Source organism: Streptomyces coacervatus, from assembly GCF_029223485.1.
In the GTDB taxonomy this organism is placed as follows: domain Bacteria; phylum Actinomycetota; class Actinomycetes; order Streptomycetales; family Streptomycetaceae; genus Streptomyces; species Streptomyces coacervatus.
Window position 1 is genome coordinate 223,708 of the sequence record NZ_JARHTP010000004.1, and the last position, 19,179, is coordinate 242,886.

Genomic DNA, 19,179 nt, shown 5'->3' on the forward strand with positions numbered 1-19,179 from the left:
CACACCCTCAGCTTCGCACTACGACAACGAGGTCACCCCGTGATACCCACCCGCCGTACACTCATCGCCGCGCTCGCGGCCGTCGGCACACTCGCCTCCCTCACTGCCTGCGGTGGCGGCTCCGACTCTTCGGACTCCCCCTCCGGAGCGTCCGGGGGGACGTACACCTTCTGGGACCCGTACCCGCAGTTCGACGCCTCCTCGGCGTGGGGCAAGCTCGTGACCGGCTGCGGGACGGAGGCCGGGGTGAAGCTCAAGCGCACCGCGTACGACACCACCGACCTCGGCAACAAGGCGCTGCTGGCCGCCCAGCAGGGCAATGCGCCCGATGTGATGCTGGTGGACAACCCGGTCGTCTCCACGTTGGTGGAGGCGGGGATCCTCAACAAGACCAGCGACCTGAGCCTGGACACGAAGTCGATCCAGAAGAACATCATCGGCGCGGGCACCATCGGCGACGCGGCGTACGGGGTGCCGATCGGAGCCAACACCCTCGCGCTCTACTACAACAAGAAGCTGCTTTCCGCGGCGGGCGTCGACCCTGCCTCCGTCAAGGACTGGAACTCCCTCACGGCAGCCCTCAAGAAGATCAAGTCGGCCGGGAAGAAGGGAATCACGTTCTCGGCGATCAACACGGAGGAGGGCAGCTTCCAGTTCCTGCCGTGGTTCTGGGGTGCGGGCGGGGATCTGACAAAGCTCAACTCCGCCAAGGGAGTTGCAGCTCTCACGCTGTGGAAGCAGTGGGTGGACGACGGGTACGCACCCAAGGACGTCCTGCAGAACACGCAGACGACCAGCTGGCAGGAGTTCGCGACCGGGGACTACGCGTTCGGCGAGAACGGCACCTGGCAGCTGGGCAACGCGGACAAGGCCGGCTTCGACTACGGCATCATCAACATCCCCGGGCAGAGCGGCGGTCCGGCGCCGGTGCCGACGGGCGGCGAGTTCGTGACCGTGCCCGTGCAGAAGGACACCGGCCGATACGACGTCAGCAAGAAGATCGTCACGTGTCTGACCAGCGACGCGAATCTGCTGCCGACCGACACGACACTGCAGTACGTGGCTCCCACGGCCGCCGTGCAGGCCGAGCAGGTGAAGCAGAACCCGAAGCTCAAGCCGTGGGTGTCCGCGGTCGCGGCGGCCCGGGGCCGTACCAGTGGCGGTCTGGGCACCAAGTACCCGACCATCTCCCAGCCGATGTGGACCGCCGTCCAGGGCGCGCTGTCCGGCAGCAAGAGCCCGCAGGACGCGCTGGACACCGCCCAGTCGAGCGCGCAGAAGGGCTAGGACCGGCATGACCATCGCCCGGGTCGACCGTCCGCGGCGGGCTCCGGCCGCCGCGGCGGGGGCGAGCGGCGCCGACGCCCTGTCCCTGCGCCGCCGCCACCGGCGCAGGAGCCGGCTCACCGCGCTCGCCTTCGTGACGCCCCTGCTCGCCTATCTCGCCGCCTTCTACGTCTATCCGCTCTACCGCAACCTCGACCTGAGCCTGCGCGACTACACCGTCCGGTCGTTCGTGGCGGGGGACGCGCCGTTCTCCGGCTGGGAGAACTTCCGTACCGTCCTGGACGACCCGACGTTCGGCCCGGCGATGCGGCACACGATGGTCTTCACCTTCGTGTCGATCGCCTTCCAGTACGTCATCGGGCTCGCCCTCGCGGTCTTCTTCAACCGGCACTTCCGGCTCGCGCCGACCCTGCGCGCGCTGTTCCTGATCCCGTGGCTGCTGCCGCTGATCGTGTCGGCGTCGACGTGGTCGTGGATGTTCAACAGCGAGTCGGGGGTGGTGAATTACTTCCTGCACTTCTTCGGCATGGACCCGGTGGGCTGGCTGACCTCGCCGGACTGGGCGCTGACCTCGGTGATCGTCGCCAACATCTGGATCGGCATCCCGTTCAACCTGGTCATCCTCTACAGCGGTCTGCAGAACATCCCGGCCGAGCTGTACGAGGCGGCCTCGCTGGACGGGGCGAGTGCCTGGCAGCAGTTCCGCCGCATCACCTTCCCGCTGCTGCGCCCGGTGTCGGCGATCACCCTGCTGCTCGGGCTCGTCTACACGCTCAAGGTGTTCGACCTGATCTGGATCATGACCAAGGGTGGCCCCGGGGATGCGTCCTCCACCCTCGCCACCTGGTCCTACCAGCTCGGCTTCGGCACGCTGCTGCCCAAGTTCGGCCCCGGGGCCGCGGTCGGCAACATCCTCATCCTCATCGCGCTCGTCTTCGGGCTGCTGTACATCCGCGTCCAGAGGAGGCAGGAAGCGTGAAGTCCCGTACGGCGAAAGGCCGTTACACGGTCATCGGGCTCGTCCTGACCGCGCTGATGCTCTTCCCGGTGTACTGGATGCTGAATGTGTCCCTCACCCCGCAGCAGAACATGCGCAAGGACCCGCCCGACCTGCTCCCGCTGCACCCCACCTTCGAGGGCTACCGGGCCGTCCTGGACGACCAGTTGCCGTATCTCGGCACGAGTCTGCTGATCGGCCTGGGCACGGTCGCCCTCACCCTGCTGCTCGCCGCCCCGGCCGGCTACTCGCTGGCAAGACTCCGCCCGCGCGGCGGCGGCGCACTCGGCCTTGGGCTGCTGATCGCGCAGATGATCCCCGGGATCGTCATGGCGATGGGCTTCTACGGCATCTTCCTGGACCTCGGGCTGCTGAACTCCTGGTGGGGGCTGATCATCGCGGACTCCACCATCGCCGTGCCCTTCGGCGTCATGATCTTCACGGCGTTCATGTCGGGCATCCCCGGCGAGCTGATCGCCGCCTCCCGCATCGACGGCGCCGGGACCTTCCGCACCTTCTGGTCGGTGGTGCTCCCGGTGAGCCGCAATGCCGTCGTCACCGTGTCGCTGTTCAGCTTCCTGTGGGCCTGGTCCGACTTCGTCTTCGCCAACACCCTTGACGGCGGCGGCGATCTACGGCCGATCACCCTCGGCATCTACAAGTACATCGGCAACAACAACCAGGAGTGGAACGCGATCATGGCCACCGCCGTCGTCGCGTCCGTCCCCGCTGCTGTTCTGCTGGTCCTTGCCCAGCGCTATGTGGCCGCGGGCGTGACCGCGGGCGCCGTGAAGGACTGATCCAACCCCCCATCCCCCCTTCCTCCTTGAGGAGAGCTTTGTCATGAGCCGCACGAGACCCCCCGTCCCCGCACGCCTGACCGCCGCCGTCGGCGCGATCTCCCTCACCGCCGCCGCCCTCGCCATGGCCGCGCCCGCCCAGGCGGCCCCCACCGCATCGACCACCCTGGTCGTCAACGCCGACCAGACGCTGCGCCCCGTCACCCATGTGGCGACCGGCAGCCTGTACGGCCTCGCCGATGCGAGCACTCCCTCCGACAGCCTCACCAACGCCCTCAAGCCGAACACCTTCGTGCAGATGGCCCCGGGCGGCTCCCAGCTGCCCAACGGCGAGCCGAAGCCGGCGGGCGACGCCCTCGTCGTGGCGTCCAAGGCGGCGCGGGCCGGCGCCAAGGTCGTCGTACGCATGCCGGACTGGTATCCGAACTTCCCCTACAAGTGGGTGAGTTGGAGCGACTGGCTGTCCGCCGTGGACAAGCAGATCGCGTCCGTGAGGTCGTCCGGCGCCACCAACATCGCCGCGTACGAGCTGTGGAACGAGCCCGAGGGCACCTGGGACACCTCGGCGGCGGGCGCCTTCGACGACGGCTGGTCCAGGACGTACAAGGAGGTCCGCTCCAAGGACACCAGCACCCCCATCCAGGGGCCCAGCTTCGCGACGTACACCGACGGCAAGATGAAGTCGTTCCTCCAGGACGCCATCGCGAACAACGCGGTGCCCGACATCATCGCCTGGCACGAACTGCAGAGCAGCGCGGACATCGCCGCGCACGTGGCCGACTACCGGGCGCTGGAGACAAGCCTCGGCCTCAGCCACCGCCCGATCGCCATCGAGGAGTACGGCACCCCCAGCGAGGTCGGCGTCCCCGGGCCGATGGTCAGCTACGCCGCCAAGTTCGAACGGACCGGCGTGCACGACGCCGAGATGGCCTTCTGGAACCACTACGGCACCCTCGGCGACACCCTGACCGACACGGGCGCCTCGCCGAACGGCGCGTACTGGCTCTACAAGTGGTACGGCGACATGTCCGGGAACATGCTGGTCACCACTCCCCCGGCGCAGACCGGCATCGACGGCGCCGCCTCGCTGGGCGGCTCCGGCAACCAGATCAGCGTCATCTTCGGCGGCGGTGCCGGCTCCAGTGCGGTCACGGTCAAGGGGCTCGGCTCGCTGTCGGCCTTCGGCAGCAAGGTCCATGCGAAGCTGGAGTACACGCCCTCCAAGGGCCGTACGACGGCGGTGTCCGGCCCGGTCACCATCTCGGACGCCGACTACACGGTGAGCAGCGGCCAGATCACCGTCCCCGTGACGACCAACGCATCCGACGGCTACCACCTGGTGATCACGCCGAGCGGAACGTCGTCCTCGCTGGCCGGGACGTACCAGATCACCAACAAGAACAGCGCTCTCGCCCTCGACACCTCGGGAGCGGGCACGGCGCAGGGCACGTCGGTGGTCCAGGCGACGTCGGGCACGGGCAGCAGCCAGTCGTGGACGCTGACGGCCGCGGGTTCCGGGCTGTACAAGATCGCCAACAAGGCGAGCGGGCTGCTGCTGGGCATCGACTCCATGAGCACGTCGGACGGCGGCAAGGCCCTGATCTGGGGTGACAACGGGACCGCCGACCACCTCTGGCAGCTCATCCCGTCCGGCGACGGTTACTACAAGATCGCCAACTACAACAGCGGGCTGCTGCTCGGCGTGAACGGTATGAGCACCTCCTCGGGCGCCCAGGTCCTGCAGTGGGACGACAACGGCACGGCGGACCATCTGTGGAAGCTGACGTCCCGGTGAGTCGTCCCGCCCGGTTCTCCCGGTCGGTGAGCCGGGCGGGGGTGTCGCGGAAGTCGTCCGCCTGGAAGGACTGTTCCTCGGCGGTCGTGGCGTAGTCGAGGGTGGCGAGCACCGAGCGTTCCGGATGCCCGTCGAGGACGCGTTCGGTGCTCTCCGCCGCCTGCCCCAGCAGTTCCGCGATCCGTTTCGCGCAGGCCGTCGCCTCGGCCGACGGGTCGGCCACCACGTGGTTGGCCGGTCCCGGGGCGACGGCCTGCTTCCTCGACGAGGCCCTGCGGGCACTGGCGCCGGGGTTCCGGGCGGCGGTGGCGCCGGGCTAGACCACCCCGTATCCGCTCCGCGACAGCAGCCCCGGCAGCAGTGCGTCGGTCGCGGGCCCGAGCAGGCGCCTGGCGTCGGGGACCGACTCCAGGCCGGTGACGAGGGCGAGGCAGATGTCCGCGGCCTGGGCGGGCTCGATCGCGGCAGACGTGCCGGCCTCGGTGAACAGGGCGATGAGCAGATGGCGCAGGTCGATGGTGAAGGTGCTGCAGATGCCGCCGAACAACCGGGCCTTGTCGTCGAGGAGTTCGGCGGTGTGCGGGGAGTCGCCGGACAGCTGCAGGACGAGGCCGAGCTTGGCGGCGAGGACGCCGTGGATGCGGTGGGCGCTGGAGGTGTCCTCGGCGGTGGCGGCCTCCCGGGCCCGCCGCAGGGCCTGCGTGTGCAGACGGGCGGCGAGCTGCCGGAAGGCGTCGTCCTTGCTGCGTACGTACTGATAGACCGCCGACCGGGACACCCCCATGCGGGTGGCGATGTCGTCCATGGTGGTGCGCCGTACGCCGTACCGGGTCAGGCAGTCGTAGGCGGCGTCCAGGACCTCGTCGAGCCGGTCGGTGGTCATGGCTCAGCCCAGCGTCTTGAGCAGCTCCGCGGCGAGCGGGGCGGAGGAGGCCGGGTTCTGGCCGGTGACGAGGTTGCGGTCGACGACGATCTTCGGCGCCCACGGCTCGCCCACCTGGACCTGCACACCGGCCTCGGTCAGCCGGTCCTGCAGCAGCCACTTGGCCTTGTCGGCGAAGCCGGACTGGGTCTCCTCGGCGTTGGTGAACGCGGCCACCCGGTATCCGGCGAAGGCGTTGACGCCGTCCTGCTCGGCGGCGAGCAGCGCGGCCGGGCCGTGGCAGACGACGCCGAGCGGCTTGCCGGACTGCAGGGCGAGGGTGAGGAGCCTGCCGGAGTCGGCGTCGACGGCGAGGTCCTCCATCGGGCCGTGGCCGCCTGGGTAGTACACGGCGGCGTAGTCGTCGAGGTTCACGTCCTCCAGGCTGATGGGGTGCTGCAGCTCGGTGGCCGCGGCGAGCACGCCGGCGACACGGTCGGCGTTCTCCTGCCCGCCGTTGTACTCGGCGGCAAGGCTGCCCTTGTCCACGGTCGGCACGACGCCGCCCGGAGTGGCGACGACGATCTCGTGGCCGGCGGCCTTGAACGCCTCGTACGGGGCGACGGCCTCCTCGGCCCAGAAGCCGGTGGGGTGGCGGGTGCCGTCGGCCAGCGTCCAGTAGTCGACGCCGGTCATCACGAAAAGGATCTTCGACATGGTGTGTCTCCGAGGGGGTGGCTGGAGCTTCTTGGGCGGAAGCCTGATGGACGGACCGCCGACGGACTGACGCTCTGCACTCGGTTCGTCAGCGTGGCGATGTCCCCGACCGTAAGCCCGCCCTGCCATTGGAATCCAATAGGCTCGTCGATATGAGGAATAGGGAAACTAATGACCGGGGGGAGAGCGCGCAGGTCGGCGGCTCGGCGGCACTGGATCTGAATCTGCTGCGTACGTTCCTCGCCGTCTACCGCACGGGCTCCTTCACAGCGGCCGCGCGTCTGCTCGGGCTGTCGCAGCCCACGGTCACGACACAGGTGCGCGCGCTGGAGCGCCTGCTGGACCGGGAGCTGTTCCAGCGTCAGGCACGTGGCGTCTCCCCTGCTCCGTACGCGGACGAGCTCGCCGCCCGGATCGTGCAGCCCCTGGATTCCCTGGCCACGATCACGGGTCCGGGCGGACCGGCCCAGGGCCGGCCGCCGGAGCCGGTGCACCTGGCAGGGCCGCACGAGTTCCTGACCCGTTCCGTGCTGCCGAGTCTCGCGTCCCTGGTGGACAGGGGCGTACGGCTGCGCATCACCCCCGGCCTGACCGAGCCGCTCCTCGACGACCTGCGGGCGGGCCGCCACGACCTGGTGATCGCGACGTTCCGGCCCCGCGGCCGTGCGCTGGCCGCCGTGCCCCTCGCGGACGAGGAGTTCGTGCTGGTCGCCGCGCCCGCCTGGGCCGAGCGCAGCGGCGGTCCGGCCCGGATCGCCGCCGACGGGCCGGCCGCCCTCCATGGCGTCCCGCTGGTCGCCTATGCCGAGGACCTGCCGATCGTGCGCCGCTACTGGCGTCATGTCTTCGGCAGGCGTCTGGTCTGTCAGCCCGCCGTCACCATGCCCGACCTGAACGCGGTGAAGGCCGCGGTGGTCGGCGGTACGGGCTTCACGGTGCTCCCCCGCTATCTGTGCACCGCCGAACTGGCCTCGGGCGCACTGGTGTTGCTGCACGACCCGGACGACCCGCCCATCAACACCGCCTTCCTCGTCCAGCGCCCCGGCGCCTCTGCCAACCCGCACGTCGCCCTGGTCCGCGACCACCTGCTGGCGGTCGTGCGGGGCAACTGACGGCCGTGCGGGTCAGTACTTCTTCGCGCCCGCCACGATCGCCTCGCGGATGCGGTGGTACGTGCCGCAGCGGCAGACGTTGCGGATCTCGTCGAGGTCGGCCTCGCTGATGTCGCGGCCCTCCTCGCGGGCCTGGCGGACCTTGGCGACAGCCGTCATGATCTGGCCGGGCTGGCAGTAGCCGCACTGGGCGACGTCGTGCTCCAGCCAGGCCTCCTGCATCGGGTGCAGGTCCTTGCCGACGGTGGCGGGCAGTCCCTCGATGGTCGTCACCTCGTCGGTGGGGCGGAGGTCCTTCACCGGGACGCTGCAGGGGTTGAACGCCTTGCCGTTGATATGGCTCGTACAGGCCTGGCAGACGCCGAGCCCGCACCCGTACTTCGGTCCGGTGATGCCCAGGACGTCCCTCAGCACCCACAGCAGCCGTACGTCGTCCTCGATGTCCACGGTCACCGGTCTGCCGTTGAGGATGAAGGTGTGTTCGGGCACGAAGGGCCTCCTGGGCTCCTAGTAGGCGCGGCTCAGGCCGTCGGTCGGGGACGCCGGGATCGGCGGGCTGGTGGGCAGCGGCTCGAAGCCGAGGGGGCCGTCGTGGTTGATCGGGAACGTGGTCGGCATGGTGCCGGTCGCGCGCCCGTACGCGCAGGCCACGGCCGCCATCGCGCCCGCGACGGCCAGCTCGCCCGCGCCGCCCGGCTTGCCGGTGGTCGGCGGCATGACGACGATCTCCAGCTCCGGCGGGGTGTTCCACTGGCGGGTGTAGAAGTAGTTGTCCCAACTGCCTTCCAGGAAGTGCCCGCCCGCCAGGTGCAAACCGGAGCTGAGGGTGATCGCGATGCCGTCCATGATGCCGCCCATCATCTGGGCCTGGAGGCCGCGCGGATTGACGGCCAGCCCGGCGTCGACCGCGCAGACGACCTTGGTGACGCGGGGTCCGGTGTACGCGTCGGGGACCTTGCGGCCGGTGGTCTCGGGGCGGCAGTCGATCTCGGCGAGGACGGCGACGTATGCGTGGTACTCGGGATGCAGGGCGATGCCCTGGGCCGTGCCCGCGGGCATGCTGCGTCCCCAACTGCCCACCTCGGCGACCTTGTCGAGGACGGCCCGGGCCCGGTCGTCCTTGAGGAACGCGCGGCGGAACCGGTAGGGGTCCTTGCCCATCCGCTTCGCCAGCTCGTCCACCACCAGCTCCTGCGCACACCGCACATTGGGCGAGTAGATGTTGCGCATGGAGCCGGTGTGGAAGCCCTTGTCGGTCTCGGCGAGCAGCTGGGTGACGACGCCGAAGTTGTACGGGGTCTGCTGCGTGAGCGTGAAGATCGTCTCGGAGAAGGTGAGGTCGCCGACCGGCAGTCGGGCGGCTTCGGAGGTGATGATCTCGCCGACGCCGTGGCCGAAGTCGGTGGCCACGGAGGTGTGGTGCTGGTCGTAGGTGAGGACCTGGCCGAGCGCGTAGGTGGCGCGCACCCGTGAGGTGGACATGGGGTGGGTGCGGCCCTGGCGGAAGTCGTCGGTGCGGTGCCACATCAGCCGGACCGGCTTGCCCGTCGCCCGGGAGATCTCGGCGGCCTCGGCGGCGCCGTCGTGGAAGAGCTTGCGCCCGAAGGAGCCGCCGCCCTCGGTGACATGCACCTTCACGGCCGTCACCGGCAGTCCGAGGGTGAGCGCGATCTGCTCCTGCGCGGTGATCGGGGACTTCAGGCTGGCCCAGATCTCGGCCGAGTCCTTTCGTACGTCGGCGACGGCGCAGTTGGTCTCCAGGGCGCTGTTGCTCGCGAAGTGGAAGGTGAAGCGGGCGTCGACCGCCTTGGTGAGCAGATCGAGGGCGGGCAGCGGGAGTTCGGCCTTGCGGAGTTCCTCGCGGACGGTGTCGTCGGAGGCGCCCTCGGCGGTGCCCGGGCCCCAGGTGACCTTCAGGGCCCGTACCGCGTCGATGCACTGCCCGAAGGTGCGGCCGCGGACGGCGACGCCGGTGGAGATCCGTACGACGTCGGTGATGCCGGGCATGGCCCGCACCTCGTCGAGGTTGTCGACGGAGCGGACCGTGCCGTTGATCGTCGGCGGCCGGCACACCATGGCCGGCAGTGCGCCCGGCACCTGCAGGTCCATGGCGAACTTCTTGCGGCCGGTGACCGCCTCCAGTGCGTCGACGCGCCGCTGCGCCGTCCCGATGACCTTGAACTCGGACGGCTCCTTGAGGGTGACCGATACCTGACTGGTCGTCACCGAGGCGGCTTTCTCGGCCAGTTTGCCGTAGGTGAGGCTCTTGCCGGACACCGAGGAGGTGATGATCCCGGCCTTGGCGGTCAGGGTGCCGAGGGCCTCGCCCAGTTCGAGTGCCGCGGCCTCCAGGAGCCGGCCGCGGGCGACGGCGGCCGCCACCCGGATCGGGGTGAAGGTGGAGATGGTGGTGTTGGATCCGCCGGTGAGCTGGTTGAACAGGAGCTCGGGACGTGCCTCGGCGAGGGTGACGCGGACCTTGTCCAGCGGCAGGTCCAGCTCCTCGGCGACGAGCATCGCGCTGGAGGTGGTGATGCCCTGCCCGACCTCGGCCCGCGGCAGGGCGAAGGAGGCGATGCCGTCGGGGTCGATCCGGATGGTGATCAGGTTCGCCGTGGGCAGGGCGGCGTGGGTGAGCATGTCGTTGAGGTCGTAGATCTCCGCCGGTCCGGGCACGGAGGGGACGACCGCCGCGGCTCGGGCGGGCGCGAGGACGGCCTCGCCGAGTTCGGCGGCGACGGTCAGCGTCGAGGCGGCCACGACGTATCCCAGGAAGCGTCTGCGGCCGATGCCGTCCGCGGCGGGGGCGGCATCCTGCGGCTGCGGGTGTCGGCGGGCTCCCATCGACTGTCCTCCAGAGGGCGCGGCACTCACCTTGATGGCGGACCCCGACTGTGCACGTCGGGCTCGTGCCGCGGAAGATCCCCGTGCCGCTTCCACACGGAAACGCCATAAGTCGCTCCGGATGTGAAGCACGACGGACCGCCGTGCGACGAGAATCCGAATGCGTGGGCGTGCACCGCCCTGCGATCAGGAAGCCCCTTCATGGCCTCGCCACGGGCAACGGTGACCACACAGGGGGCGCCGCCACGGCCCGGCCGGGCGGCGCCCCCGGTCATTCCGCGAGAGCCGCCCGCGCCACCGCGAGAGCCTGCTCGGCATAGGACCGTCCGAACAGCACGGCGTGCACCAGCAGCGGAAAGAGCTGATGCAGCGCCACCCGGTCCGCCCACCCGTCGGCCAGCGGGGCGGCCTGCTGATAGCCGTCGAGCACGTGCGCCAGGTGCGGGCAGCCGAACAGTTGCAGCATCGCCAGGTCGGTCTCCCGGTGGCCGCCGTGCGCGGCCGGGTCGATCAGCCAGGCGTCCCCGTCCGCTCCCCACAGCACGTTGCCGTTCCACAGGTCGCCGTGCAGCCGGGCGGGCGGCTCGGCGGGCCCGGCCAGTTCGGACAGCCGTGCACAGATACGCTCGATCACGGCTGTCTCGGCGGGGCGGATCGTGCCCCGGTCGACCGCGGCGCGCAGATACGGCAGCACACGGTGCTCGGCGTACCAGCGGGGCCAGTCGGTGCCGGGGACGTTGCGCATCGGAGCGAGCCCGATATAGGCGTCCACGGGACCGCCGGGCGGTGGCGCGCCGAACGCGGGGGCGCCCGCGGCGTGCAGGGCGGCCAGCTCGCGCCCGAACCGCATCGCCGTCCGGGCCGTCGGCGGGCCCTGCTCGACCACGTCGGTCACCAGCCAACGCCGGTCGTGCCCATGGACGTTCGGAACGCGGACCGTCCCGGCGTCGGCCAGCCAGCGCAGTCCCGCCGCCTCGGCCTGCATCGCGCCCGGATCGTCACCGCGCTTGACCATCACCAACTGGCCGCCGTCCAGGCCGACTTCGGCGAGGGATCCGGACAGCCGGCGCTCGCCGTGCACCGCGCGCCCGGTGATCCTGGCCGCGGCCGCGCCCGGTCCGTCGCTGTCGCTGTCGCTGGCGCCGTCGTTGTCGCCGTCGGAAGGGAAGCTGAGCTGCACGGGCACCAGAGTAGGACCGCGACAAGCCGACAGGAGTCGGTCAGGAGTCAGTCCAGGGGCTCCCCGTCATCGCCGTCGTCGTTCGCCGCGTAGGGATGGACGTACCGCTCGTCACCGAAGGGGATGAACCAGTCCTGGACGGCTCCCTTGCCGATGCCGTCCGCGGGCGGGGCGTACAGCCACTCGTGGTCCATGTCCTCGTACACGCCGTCGGCGAAGACCTCCAGGGCTGTTTCGACCTCGTCGCTCAGCAGCTCGTAGAGGTCGGCCGTCACCTCGGCCTGGGCGAGCAGGAACTTCAGCAGCAGTTCCTCGGCCACACAGGTGGGCCGGCCGAAGTACGGCTGGGTGAGGCGGCCGGTCATGGTCACGGCTGTGACGGTCAGGCGGCGCACGAACAGGACGCTGTACTGCAGGGCGAAGTGCGGGGGCAGGTCGTCGAGGACCATGAACGGCGCGTCGGTCTCCGCGACGGTGGGCCCGTCCTCCTCCAGACCGGCCAGGTCCGTGAAGAGTTCGTCGACCAGAAGATCGATGGCGTACACGACGGCGCCGGCCGCGATCTCCGCGGCCTCGCGGCTGACGATCCGGTCGTTCTCGTCCTCGCGGTAGCCGAAGGCCTCCATCGGGAAGGCCCGCAGACTCGGCGCGAGGGCACGGAGTCTGTGCCGCATGGCGTCGACTTCGCCGTCGTCGAGGCGGCCGGATCCGGTGGAGGGCTCGGCAGCCGCATGCCGGCGCGCGCGTTCCGCGGGATCCGCCGGCGGGGCGTCCGGGCCGTCGGCCGCGTCGAGGCTCTCCTGCAGCAGCTCGGGGTGCAGATCCACGCCGCAGCGGGTGATCTCCCAGCCGGCGAGGGGTTCGGCGCGCTCCAGCAGCTCTGCGACGACCTCACGCGCGGCGTCCTCGGCGAACTCCAGTGCCGGGGCGTCGACGAAGAGCTTCAGCAGGATCCCGGCGGGATGGACGGCGATCACGTCGTCCACCAGGTCGACTTCCATGCCGTCGGGTCCCTCGATCGCCGCGATCGAATCGAGCCCCTTGCGCAGCAGGAAGACCACGCCCTCCCGCTGAAGAACGTCGAGCTCCGGGGCACCCTTGGGGAGATCCACGTCCACTGTCACCGCGTATGTCACACGATCATGGTGCCTGACCGGCGGCTTCCCGGGGGCAGGAACCTGCAGGAACCCTGAGCGCACAGGAAGCAGTGCATCAGCGTCCTCCAAACACGGGCTTTGCATGATCATGCGAGATCATGCATACTCTTCCTATGTCCAAGGTCCTCACCTCCCTTCCCGCCGGCGAGCGCGTCGGCATCGCCTTCTCGGGCGGCCTCGACACCTCCGTCGCGGTCGCGTGGATGCGCGACAAGGGTGCCGTCCCGTGCACCTACACCGCCGACATCGGTCAGTACGACGAGCCCGACATCGGCTCGGTGCCCGGCCGTGCCAAGACGTACGGCGCCGAGATCGCGCGCCTCGTCGACTGCCGTGCGGCACTGGTCGAGGAGGGCCTGGCCGCGCTCACCTGCGGGGCGTTCCACATCCGCTCCGGCGGGCGTGCCTACTTCAACACCACCCCGCTCGGCCGGGCCGTCACCGGCACCCTGCTGGTCCGGGCGATGCTCGAGGACGACGTCCAGATCTGGGGCGACGGCTCGACCTTCAAGGGCAACGACATCGAGCGGTTCTACCGCTACGGCCTGCTGGCCAACCCGCACCTCAGGATCTACAAGCCCTGGCTGGACGCGAACTTCGTGACCGAGCTCGGCGGCCGCAAGGAAATGTCGGAGTGGCTGCTGGCCCACGGCCTGCCCTACCGGGACAGCACGGAGAAGGCGTACTCCACCGACGCCAACATCTGGGGCGCCACCCACGAGGCCAAGACCCTGGAGCACCTGGACACGGGCGTCGAGACCGTCGAACCGATCATGGGCGTGCGGTTCTGGGACCCCGAGGTGGAGATCGTCACCGAGGACGTGACGATCGGCTTCGACCAGGGCCGCCCGGTGACGATCAACGGCAAGGAGTTCGCCTGCCCCGTCGACCTGGTCATGGAGGCCAACGCCATCGGCGGCCGGCACGGCCTGGGCATGTCCGACCAGATCGAGAACCGGATCATCGAGGCCAAGAGCCGCGGCATCTACGAGGCGCCCGGCATGGCCCTGCTGCACGCGGCCTACGAGCGCCTGGTCAACGCGATCCACAACGAGGACACCCTCGCCCAGTACCACAGCGAGGGCCGTCGCCTCGGCCGGCTGATGTACGAGGGCCGCTGGCTGGACCCGCAGTCGCTGATGATCCGTGAGTCGCTGCAGCGCTGGGTCGGCGCGGCCGTCACCGGCGAGGTGACGCTGCGGCTGCGCCGCGGTGAGGACTACTCGATCCTCGACACCACGGGCCCGGCGTTCAGCTACCACCCGGACAAGCTGTCCATGGAGCGCACCGAGGACTCGGCGTTCGGCCCGGTGGACCGGATCGGCCAGCTCACCATGCGCAACCTCGACATCGCCGACTCCCGCGCCAAGCTGGAGCAGTACGTCGGCCTCGGCCTGATCGGCACGGGCAGCCCCACCATCGGTGCCTCCCAGGCGGCCGCGACCGGCCTGATCGGCACCATGCCGGAGCTGCCGGAGGGCGGCGCGGAGGCCATCGCGTCCCGCGGCGAGGTCTCCGAGGAGGACGCGCTGCTGGACCGCGCCGCAATGGAGTCCGGCACGGACTGACTGTCCCCGCCGAGCGGATCCGTCCCCTGACGGAGAGGCCGGCTCGACGCCGTTGGCGTCGAGCCGGCCTCTCCGTTGTTCCGGAGGGTTCAGCCGGCCGCAGTGTGGAGGGCCTGCAGCACGTCCTCGTCCGTCAGCTGCTCGAACTGCTCGTAGCAGAGGCCTACGGCCATGAAGGACGCCGGCCGCGACAGACAGACCACCTCGTCGGCCTCGGCACGCATCAGGTCCGCCGCGTGCGGCGAGCCGACCGGTACGGCCAGCACGACCCGTTCGGGGGCCTGACGCCGTACGAAGCGCAGTGCGGCCCGGGCCGTCGATCCGGTGGCGAGCCCGTCGTCGACGACGATGGCCGTGCGGCCCGTCAGGTCGGCGGCGGGGCGGCCCTCGCGGTAGAGCCGTTCGCGTCGGTGGAGCTCCTTGCGTTCGCGTTCCACCACCGGTGCCAGCGCTGTCTCGGTGAGGCCCAGCTGCCCGAGGGTGTCCTCGTCGAAGAGCGGATCGTCGTCGCCGACGATCGCGCCGACGCCGAGCTCCTCCTGCAACGGGGCGCCGATCTTCCGTACGACCAGCACGTCGAGCGGGGCGTCCAGCGCCCGCGCCACCTCCTGCGCCACGGCGACACCGCCGCGGGGCAGGGCCAGGACGACGGGGTTCGGCAGGACGCCCTTCTCCTGCTGGATCCGCAGCCGCTCGGCCAGCTCCCGCCCGGCCTGTCTGCGGTCATGGAACTGCATCGCGGTCGCCACTCCTTCTCCACTCCTTCTCCCGCGCAGGCGGCCCCCTCCATCCGGTGCCCCGTGTACCCCGCACGCGCCTGCCGAAGCACGGGGGTCCCGGCCGTCCCTACGTCATCCTCCGCGACCTGCTGCCCGGACCCGCGGCCGTACGTGATGACACAGCACCGGCATTACCGTGGGGGCATGGGTGGCGGCGCGGTGACGCTGTTCCTGTGCGGTGATGTGATGCTGGGGCGCGGCGTCGACCAGATCCTGGCGCATCCCGGCGAACCGGAACTGCGGGAGGGATACGTCGAGGACGCCCGCTCCTACGTCCGGCTGGTGGAGTCGGCGAACGGTCCGATCCCCGCGCCTGTCATCCCGTCCTGGCCGTGGGGCGAAGCGCTGCGCCTGCTGGCGGAGGCCGCCCCGGATGTCCGGATCGTGAACCTGGAGACATCCGTGACGCGCAACGCCGACTTCGCGCCGGGCAAGGCGATCCACTACCGCATGCACCCGGCCAACCTGCCCGCCCTCACCGTGGCCCGGCCGGACGTCTGCGTCCTCGCCAACAATCATGTGCTGGACTTCGGCCGCGAGGGCCTGCAGGAGACCCTGGACGCGCTCGCCCGCGCGGGTCTGCGGACGGCGGGAGCGGGGCGCTCCGCCGAAGAGGCATACGCGCCCGCCGCGGTGCCCGTTCCGGCCGGGGGCCGGGTGCTGGTGTTCGCCCTCGGGGCACACTCCAGCGGTATTCCGCCGGGCTGGGCGGCCACCTCCGACCTGGCCGGGGTCGCCTACCTGCCCGAGGTGTCGGCCGCCGCGGCCGCCGAGGTCGTCCGGCGGGTGCGGGAGGAGAAACGCGGGGGCGACGTCGTGGTCGTGTCCGTGCACTGGGGCTCGAACTGGGGGTACCGCGTGCCCCGGGAACAGGTCGCCTTCGCCCGCGCCCTGGTGGACGGCGGCGTCGACGTGGTCCACGGCCACTCCTCGCACCATCCCCGCCGGATCGAGGTGTACCGCGACCGGCTGATCCTGTACGGCTGCGGCGACTTCATCGACGACTACGAGGGCATCGGCGGGTACGCGGAGTACCGCGACGACCTCCGGATCGCCTACCTCGTCACGGTCGCGGCGGACACCGGGCGGCTGACCGGCCTGCGCATGGTGCCCCTGCAGGCCCGGCGCATGCGGCTGGAGCCCGCCCCGGACGCGGACCGCAGCTGGCTGCGCACCACCCTGAACCGCATCAGCGACGCCGTGCACGTGACCCTGGATCCCGACGGCATCCTCGTGCTGACGCATCCCGGCCCGGCACGGCACACGGGGACCGGCCCGTGAAGCCCTTCAGCGGCTCGGGGCCGCCTTGCCGATGTCCGCCAGTACGGAGAGCGGTTCCTCCGTGGTGGCGAGGTCGCCGAGGCTGACGATGCCGACCGGGCAGCCGCCGCGCTCGACGACCGGCAGGCGGCGCACGGCGTGGCGGCGCATCAGATCGAGGGCGCGGTCGGTGGTGTCGTCCGGCGTCAGGGTCACCACGGGCGGTGGCGTGCATACGGATCCGACGGTCGTGTCGGCGGGGTCGCGGCCGTCGGCGAGTGCCCGGACCACGATGTCACGGTCGGTGAGCACACCGAACAGGTCGCAGTCGTAGGCCACCAGTACGTCGCCGACGTCCTGCTCGCGCATCACGCGGGCCGCGCGCGCCACCGTGGTCATGGGCTCGACGGCGGCCACGCCGGGCGACATCACGTCGCGTATCTTCCGGGTCATGGCACCTCCAGATGTTCGATCGGCGAGGCGGTGCATGTCGCCCGCGTAGCCCGCAGCGGGATCGGTAAACCGGCCACCGGTGAGCAGGCGAAGCCTTGGCCCGGTGGGCGGCTCGGGCGTCACCGCAGTCCGGGAAGGCTGCGCAGCTCTTCGATCTTCAGGAGCCGGGCCAGGGCGAGAAACGCCAGGGCCAGTACGAGCGTTCCGGCGCCGAGGGCGCCCGCGGTGGCCCAGGTACCGCCGCCCAGGAAGGCGGTGCAGGCGTGTGCGGTGGCCCAGCCCGCGGCCGCGGCGAGGGCGGCGGCGGACAGCAGTTTGAGGTAGGTGCGGCGCAGGGCCCCGTCGTCGAGGCGGCCGCCGGTCCTGCGGCGCAGCAGCCGTGCCGTGAGCGCGAAGCCGGCGAGGTAGGCGAGGCCGTACCCGCCGGCCATGCCGGTCACCGACCAGCGGGCCGGCAGCAGCACATGGCAGGCGGTGGCCAGGGCGATGTTCACCGCGGAGATCCACACGGCCATGAAGAAGGGGGTGCGGGTGTCCTCGAAGGCGTAGAAGCCGCGCAGCAGCAGGTACTGGGCGGAGAACGGGATCAGGCCGAGCCCGAACATCTGCAGCATGTGTCCGAGCGGCCGCGCCGTGGTGGGGTCGGTCGCGCCGTGGGCGAACACCAGCGTGGCGATCTGCGGGCCCAGCGCGAGGAAGAGGAAGGCCGCGGGCACGATGACGACGCCGCTGACACGCAGGGCCCGGGAGAGGTCCGCGCGCAGGTCCGCGACGCGGCCCTCGGTGACGGCTCTGCTCATCCGCGGCAGCAGCGCCGTCACCAGGGACACGGTGACGATCGACTGGGGCAGCATCCAGATGATCTGCGCGTAGGTGTACGCGGAGTAGCCCACGCCGGCCTTCGGCAGCTGCTGGTCGGCGGAGTTGGCGTAGTTGGTGACCACTGCCAGGGAGACCTGGTTGGCCAGGACGAACAGCAGAGTCCACTTCGCCGCGTTGATGCCGGAGCCCAGGCCGGTGCCGCGCCAGTCGAACCGTGGGCGGAATCGGAAACCGGCGGCCCGCGCGAACGGAATCAGGGCCAGGGCCTGTACGGCGATGCCGACGGTGGTGCCGATGCCCAGGAGCCGCACCTGGGTCGCCGTGATGTCCTCGACCCGCTCCGGGACGGTCATCAGGCCCAGGTAGGCGCCGAACATGCCGATCAGGACGACGTTGTTGAGGACCGGGGTCCACATCATCGCGCCGAACTTCTCGCGGGCGTTGAGTACTTGGCCGTAGATGCCGAACACGCCGTAGAAGAAGATCTGCGGCAGCAGGAACCGCCCGAATGTCACGGTGAGTTGAAAGGCCTGGTGCTGGTGCGGGGTGTCCGGGGTGTACACGGCGACGATCTGCGGCGTGGCCCACACCGCGAGTGCGGTGCCCACGCCGAGCACGCACACCACGAGGGTCACCAGGCGCTGTTCGTAGGCCCGGCCGCCGTCCGGATGGGTGGCGCGCGCTCGCACGAGCTGGGGCACCAGTACGGCGTTCAGCGCTCCGCCGACCAGCAGCGTGTACAGGCTGGTCGGCACCGTGTTCGCGGTGTTGTACGTAGTGGCCAGCAGGCCGGCGCCCAGTGCCGCGGCCTGCAGGGCCTGCCGTATCAGTCCCGTGGCGCGTGACACGACGGTCGCCACCGCCATCAGCACGGACGACCGGACCGGTCCTCCCGTCGCCGTTTTCGTCCGCCGGGCGACATGCCGCCCCCTTGCCCGTTCGCCCGGCGACGTGGTCGGCGTCGCGGGCTGTTCCCCCTGCTTCATTGCGCCAACCTATGCCATCAAGATCCCCGGGCTCGACGGCTGTGTTCGCTTCCTACCGGCGCCGCCACGGCAGCACCGCCGGGTCGGTCTCGGCACTCTCGGCCCGGTGCAGGGCTTCGCTGATGGCTTCGCCGATCTCGGCGAACTGGCGTACCTGTTCCGGGGTGAGGGCGTCGAACACCGCACGGCGTACGGCTTCCACATGGCCCGGGGCGGCCCGTTCCAGCAGGGCGATGCCCTCGTCGGTGAGCACGGCGAGCTGGCCGCGGCCGTCGGCGGGGTCCTCCCGCCGGTCCACGAGGCCGATCTCGCGCAGCCGGTTCACCGCGTGGGTGAGCCGACTGCGGGTGATCTTGAGCCGCTGAGCCAGTTCGGACATGCCGAGGGCGCCGTCGGGCGCGGAGGAGAGGTGGGCGAGCAGGCTGTAGTCGGCGTGCGTCATGCCGGCGTCGCGCCGCAGCTGCCGGTTCAGATAGTCGCCGAGCAGGGTGGAGAAGTCGACGTAGGCCAGCCAGGCCCGTCGTTCGTCGGCGTTGAGCCAGCGTGGCGTCGTGGACATG

General features: G+C 70.6%; 18 protein-coding genes. 8 read left to right on the top strand and 10 right to left on the bottom strand.

Annotated features, from left to right (window positions below):
* The first annotated feature begins 39 nt into the window (after nucleotides 1-39).
* The 5 genes from P2Q00_RS11915 to P2Q00_RS11935 all read left to right on the top strand — a co-directional run bounded on the left by P2Q00_RS11915 (nucleotide 40) and on the right by P2Q00_RS11935 (nucleotide 5,199).
* Entirely contained in the window at nucleotides 40-1,287 is a 1,248-nt protein-coding gene (locus tag P2Q00_RS11915; protein WP_275772172.1) for a sugar ABC transporter substrate-binding protein, read from the top strand.
* A gap of 7 nt (nucleotides 1,288-1,294) precedes the next feature.
* Nucleotides 1,295-2,266: a carbohydrate ABC transporter permease gene (locus P2Q00_RS11920; protein ID WP_275772173.1), complete on the top strand. Its 972-nt coding sequence runs from the start codon at nucleotides 1,295-1,297 to the stop codon at nucleotides 2,264-2,266.
* On the top strand, nucleotides 2,263-3,084 hold the full coding sequence (locus P2Q00_RS11925) for a carbohydrate ABC transporter permease (protein ID WP_275772174.1): 822 nt from the start codon (nucleotides 2,263-2,265) through the stop codon (nucleotides 3,082-3,084). The genes P2Q00_RS11920 and P2Q00_RS11925 overlap by 4 nt, the downstream gene beginning before the upstream one ends.
* Before the next feature lie 43 nt (nucleotides 3,085-3,127).
* Complete coding sequence (locus P2Q00_RS11930; protein ID WP_275772175.1) at nucleotides 3,128-4,879, top strand: RICIN domain-containing protein; 1,752 nt, start codon at nucleotides 3,128-3,130, stop codon at nucleotides 4,877-4,879.
* 146 nt (nucleotides 4,880-5,025) lie between these two features.
* Nucleotides 5,026-5,199, top strand: a complete 174-nt coding sequence (locus P2Q00_RS11935; protein ID WP_275772176.1) for a hypothetical protein — start codon at nucleotides 5,026-5,028, stop codon at nucleotides 5,197-5,199.
* Here P2Q00_RS11935 and P2Q00_RS11940 read toward each other — a convergent pair.
* The gene (locus P2Q00_RS11940) at nucleotides 5,196-5,762 is read right to left on the bottom strand and encodes a TetR/AcrR family transcriptional regulator (RefSeq protein ID WP_275772178.1); all 567 of its coding nucleotides are present in this window, start codon (nucleotides 5,760-5,762) and stop codon (nucleotides 5,196-5,198) included. The two genes, P2Q00_RS11935 and P2Q00_RS11940, sit on opposite strands and share 4 nt — an antisense overlap.
* 3 nt (nucleotides 5,763-5,765) lie before the next feature.
* Nucleotides 5,766-6,458: a type 1 glutamine amidotransferase domain-containing protein gene (locus tag P2Q00_RS11945; RefSeq protein ID WP_275772180.1), complete on the bottom strand. Its 693-nt coding sequence runs from the start codon at nucleotides 6,456-6,458 to the stop codon at nucleotides 5,766-5,768.
* Between the two features lie 152 nt (nucleotides 6,459-6,610).
* On the opposite strand from P2Q00_RS11945, the gene P2Q00_RS11950 reads away from it, so the two are divergent.
* Nucleotides 6,611-7,570 carry a LysR family transcriptional regulator gene (locus P2Q00_RS11950; RefSeq protein ID WP_275772182.1) on the top strand — a complete coding sequence of 320 codons (960 nt, stop codon included), beginning with the start codon at nucleotides 6,611-6,613 and terminating at the stop codon, nucleotides 7,568-7,570.
* A gap of 12 nt (nucleotides 7,571-7,582) precedes the next feature.
* Here P2Q00_RS11950 and P2Q00_RS11955 read toward each other — a convergent pair whose 3' ends face one another.
* The 4 genes from P2Q00_RS11955 to P2Q00_RS11970 all read right to left on the bottom strand — a co-directional run bounded on the left by P2Q00_RS11955 (nucleotide 7,583) and on the right by P2Q00_RS11970 (nucleotide 12,730).
* Complete coding sequence (locus P2Q00_RS11955; RefSeq protein WP_275772184.1) at nucleotides 7,583-8,059, bottom strand: (2Fe-2S)-binding protein; 477 nt, start codon at nucleotides 8,057-8,059, stop codon at nucleotides 7,583-7,585.
* An 18-nt stretch (nucleotides 8,060-8,077) separates the two neighbouring features.
* A complete protein-coding gene (locus P2Q00_RS11960) occupies nucleotides 8,078-10,414 on the bottom strand; it encodes a molybdopterin cofactor-binding domain-containing protein (RefSeq protein WP_275772186.1) in 2,337 nt (778 codons plus the stop codon).
* Nucleotides 10,415-10,685: 271 nt separating this feature from the next.
* Nucleotides 10,686-11,594, bottom strand: coding sequence for a fructosamine kinase family protein (locus P2Q00_RS11965; protein ID WP_275772187.1), 909 nt, complete (start codon nucleotides 11,592-11,594; stop codon nucleotides 10,686-10,688).
* A 47-nt stretch (nucleotides 11,595-11,641) separates the two neighbouring features.
* Nucleotides 11,642-12,730, bottom strand: coding sequence for a hypothetical protein (locus P2Q00_RS11970; RefSeq protein ID WP_275772188.1), 1,089 nt, complete (start codon nucleotides 12,728-12,730; stop codon nucleotides 11,642-11,644).
* A gap of 134 nt (nucleotides 12,731-12,864) precedes the next feature.
* Here P2Q00_RS11970 and argG point away from each other — a divergent pair, with 134 nt between their 5' ends.
* Nucleotides 12,865-14,319 carry an argininosuccinate synthase gene (gene argG, locus P2Q00_RS11975; RefSeq protein WP_275772709.1) on the top strand — a complete coding sequence of 485 codons (1,455 nt, stop codon included), beginning with the start codon at nucleotides 12,865-12,867 and terminating at the stop codon, nucleotides 14,317-14,319.
* An 89-nt stretch (nucleotides 14,320-14,408) separates the two neighbouring features.
* On the opposite strand, the gene P2Q00_RS11980 is transcribed toward argG, so the two are convergent.
* Nucleotides 14,409-15,056: a phosphoribosyltransferase gene (locus P2Q00_RS11980; RefSeq protein WP_275772190.1), complete on the bottom strand. Its 648-nt coding sequence runs from the start codon at nucleotides 15,054-15,056 to the stop codon at nucleotides 14,409-14,411.
* Between the two features lie 186 nt (nucleotides 15,057-15,242).
* Between P2Q00_RS11980 and P2Q00_RS11985 the strand changes: the two genes are divergently transcribed.
* Nucleotides 15,243-16,379 (top strand): CapA family protein, encoded by a 1,137-nt coding sequence (locus tag P2Q00_RS11985; RefSeq protein ID WP_275772192.1) that lies wholly within the window; start codon nucleotides 15,243-15,245, stop codon nucleotides 16,377-16,379.
* Between the two features lie 6 nt (nucleotides 16,380-16,385).
* Here P2Q00_RS11985 and P2Q00_RS11990 read toward each other — a convergent pair whose 3' ends face one another.
* The 3 genes from P2Q00_RS11990 to P2Q00_RS12000 all read right to left on the bottom strand — a co-directional run bounded on the left by P2Q00_RS11990 (nucleotide 16,386) and on the right by P2Q00_RS12000 (nucleotide 19,178).
* On the bottom strand, nucleotides 16,386-16,811 hold the full coding sequence (locus P2Q00_RS11990) for a CBS domain-containing protein (protein ID WP_275772193.1): 426 nt from the start codon (nucleotides 16,809-16,811) through the stop codon (nucleotides 16,386-16,388).
* A gap of 119 nt (nucleotides 16,812-16,930) precedes the next feature.
* The gene (gene murJ / locus P2Q00_RS11995) at nucleotides 16,931-18,619 is read right to left on the bottom strand and encodes a murein biosynthesis integral membrane protein MurJ (RefSeq protein ID WP_275772194.1); all 1,689 of its coding nucleotides are present in this window, start codon (nucleotides 18,617-18,619) and stop codon (nucleotides 16,931-16,933) included.
* 52 nt (nucleotides 18,620-18,671) lie between these two features.
* On the bottom strand, nucleotides 18,672-19,178 hold the full coding sequence (locus P2Q00_RS12000) for a MarR family winged helix-turn-helix transcriptional regulator (protein ID WP_275772196.1): 507 nt from the start codon (nucleotides 19,176-19,178) through the stop codon (nucleotides 18,672-18,674).
* Between the last annotated feature and the right edge of the window lies 1 nt (nucleotide 19,179).